The sequence below is a fragment of the Flavobacterium psychroterrae genome, from assembly GCF_018380615.1.
GTDB lineage: Bacteria > Bacteroidota > Bacteroidia > Flavobacteriales > Flavobacteriaceae > Flavobacterium > Flavobacterium psychroterrae.
In genome coordinates, this window is record NZ_JAGYVZ010000061.1 from 1 (window position 1) to 2,946 (window position 2,946).

At 35.6% G+C, this 2,946-nt stretch carries 5 protein-coding genes and 1 pseudogene; all 6 read right to left on the reverse strand.

What is annotated here, in order from left to right:
• Positions 1–265, reverse strand: a 265-nt coding sequence (locus tag KHA90_RS24875) for a hypothetical protein (RefSeq protein ID WP_213308200.1), incomplete at its 3' end; no start/stop codon positions are given.
• The gene (locus tag KHA90_RS24880; RefSeq protein WP_213308202.1) at positions 258–425 is read right to left on the reverse strand and encodes a hypothetical protein; all 168 of its coding nucleotides are present in this window, start codon (positions 423–425) and stop codon (positions 258–260) included. The genes KHA90_RS24880 and KHA90_RS24875, both read right to left, overlap by 8 nt.
• 2 nt (positions 426–427) lie before the next feature.
• Complete coding sequence (locus KHA90_RS24885; protein WP_213308204.1) at positions 428–787, reverse strand: hypothetical protein; 360 nt, start codon at positions 785–787, stop codon at positions 428–430.
• A 1-nt stretch (position 788) separates the two neighbouring features.
• The gene (locus tag KHA90_RS24890) at positions 789–1,433 is read right to left on the reverse strand and encodes a P-loop NTPase family protein (protein WP_213308206.1); all 645 of its coding nucleotides are present in this window, start codon (positions 1,431–1,433) and stop codon (positions 789–791) included.
• Between the two features lies 1 nt (position 1,434).
• Positions 1,435–2,280: an AAA family ATPase gene (locus KHA90_RS24895; RefSeq protein ID WP_213308208.1), complete on the reverse strand. Its 846-nt coding sequence runs from the start codon at positions 2,278–2,280 to the stop codon at positions 1,435–1,437.
• A gap of 18 nt (positions 2,281–2,298) precedes the next feature.
• Positions 2,299–2,946, reverse strand: a pseudogene (locus KHA90_RS24900) (hypothetical protein); the annotation flags it as partial.

Genomic DNA, 2,946 nt, shown 5'->3' on the forward strand with positions numbered 1-2,946 from the left:
TAAAGCCTCCCCATGATGTGGCTTGTATTTTTTCGAGCGTGACTTTTATCTTAGCTTCGATGTTGGCAGTAATTTTATAATTCCTGACCTCATGTGGAAAATTATCTTTACTGAGTTGGGATAATAAAGAACCCCGTTCCTGATTGATACAAACCCGTTCTAAGGTTTTGAAAACATAAATTTTGCCTAAACTTTGAGCCTCTGAGCAGTAAGCCAAAACATTATGTAAGTCTTCTAATCGCTGATATGTTTCGTCTCTATCCATTGGTGTGAAATTTTTGATCACGTCCTTTATTTCTGCCAAGCTGTTCAGTATTTAACCTCCTTAAATCACTTTGAACCGTGGCTCTGTCCGGATGGTTCGGATTGTCACGCAACCACAATTCCAGTTCTGCTATTTTGTTTTTTATTTGTTGTGATGTCATGGTTAGTTTTGGGTTAATGCATTAAATACTCTGATTCCTTTGCTTATTTTCGGTTTTGTTATTTGGCTTAACAATGCCATTGGTCGAATGTTGAAAATAGAAAATGTGCAGTCTTTATAACATTTTTCCATGTCTTTTGCAGTTACATTACTATCTACATATCTATCAGTTAGTATATGAAACTCAATTTCACATTTCTGATATTCCAAGAGAAACCAACGGTTTATTGCGGCGTTGGCTAAAACTTGCTGATATTCAATCGTTCCTATGCTAACACTTTGACACCATTTACTGTAAAAGTTCCAGATCAATGATTCGTATTCTTGTGCTGTAATTTCTAATTTTTGAATTGTTGTTTTCATATTATCCTTTTTCTAATAGTTTAAAATGCTTTTCATTATAACCTTGTTGCCAAATTATTCTTGGTTCATACGCTTCAAATCTATTTTTCTCAACTATGGCTTGGTAATTTTTAACCTTAATTACCAGATCCGCATCAAAATAAATGTCATTGGCTATTTGTCCTTTTGGTTTCTCACCGTCTGCGCCACTAATCCAAATGAAAGTTGTGTCTTGAAACTTGCTTATAAAATCGAAATAGTGCTCTGTTCGCATCTTTCTAAAAAAGTATTGAACTGAATCAATCACCACTATTTTTGCCTGACGCTGACGGCTTAATCTTGCTGTTAACTGTGTTACATTTTCTTGGTGATAATTGAATCCAGGGACACCTTTCATATTGTTTCGCTTAAGTGCCATTTGAAATCCTTTTTTCATTCCTTCCTCCGATGTGTTGTAATGTGATTTTTGATAATTCATGCAGATTTGCTTTACCACCTGTAACACATAAGATGTTTTACCTTGTCCTGAGCCACCATAAACAAGCCAGTGACTATTTCCTAATTGAGGTTCGCCTAAATGTTCCTGCCATTCACTATCTACTTTTATGGTTTTAAATTTTATTCTTTCAATGTCTTCATAGCTGTATGCTCTGGGAACTTTTACCATTTTATGCCGCTTTTTTTTGATTTAGAAAATAACTTTCAACATCTTGCTTCACGCGTCTTAAATCACCTTCACAGTTGCAAAAAATAGTCTCGATTCTCTCTAAGTCAGTTAAACCATTTTCCAAACAAATAGCAGACACGTCTGATAATGTGAGCGGTTTAAGTTTTAGGAATTTCCTTCCTATCCTTGACCATAATTCAAAGTAACCGGAGCGATCTGCTTTTACGCCTCGTTTAATTCTTTTTTCTAGTGCCGGAACTCCTGACAATAAGAAACCGCAATGACCTACTAAATCATTATAGAAGTCAATAAAGAAATCCATTGAACCGTCTTTTAATTTATCCATTTGGTCAATGATTACGAGTGGTTTGTCCATTCCGCTTAAATGATCTATAAAGCGTTCAACTAAGTCTTCGGTAGTTCCAAAATCATCTAATCCACATGCTGTAACTAGCGCTTTGGCATAGCTTTTTGACTTCCAAAAAGTTTTACATTCGATATAAATTACATTTGGCAATGTGCTTGCGATTAACTTATAAGTTTGACTTTTACCGGCTCCTGCATCATAGGATATTGCGAAACTGATAGATTTTTCTTTTGCCTTTTCGGCATGCCTGTAGATATATTCTAAGTTGGTAGTTTTTGCGGTTTTCCAATCCAACTCAATGCGAAGCTTCACTTTTACTTTGCGCCACATTTCATCTTTAATCAGAGTCCAGTTCTCATTTATCATTTGGCTAATGGTTGCCGATGATACACCTGCTTTAGTTGCAACTTTATTTTGAGAGGTTAAAACACATAGGTGTTTTATTTCTTTTACGATTTGATGTTTTTGTTCTGTTGTCATTTTTTGATTTGGTTTTAGTTAAAAATCGTATTCGTTATCTATTGCTTCGCTGATCAATTGCTCTACTTTAGTGATGTTTCCGCCCATTTTTATAAGCAAATCGGTATCTTCTATTAGAGTCTGTCTGTTAATGCCTGTACGGCTTTCCAGTGCTTTCAATTCTCTTTGTGTGCGCTCTAATTCAGTTTTTCGCACTTGCATATCGGCAAACCACTTTTCTTTATCTCCTTCCTTCATTAAGGCAGGAATGTTTTGGTGTTTTCGTTTCGGTTCTGCATTGGCTATCCACACATAATTGTCTTTTTCGTCTTTAGAGTAGAGTTGGACATATCCATCAAGAAAGTCAGGATCATATCTTACTTTGAATTTTTTACCGATGTTTTTGTATCTAAAATCGCTATCGACTTCACCTTTTTTATTGTAGACTTCAAACTCATGATCTTTACCGCCTATATTTAGATCAATTCCAGAACCTTTGTAGGTTACTAATCGTTTGGTTTCTTCAATCCACATCTTATCCATAATATCCCAAAGTGTCAAAGGCTCCTTCATTGGCATTTCGTGCTGATAAACCTCACTACGGCTCATTTCAAAATGAGGGTGTTGTTTATCGTTCCATATATTGACCGCTGCCAACCAAGCTTTTTGCAACTCTTCAACCGTTTT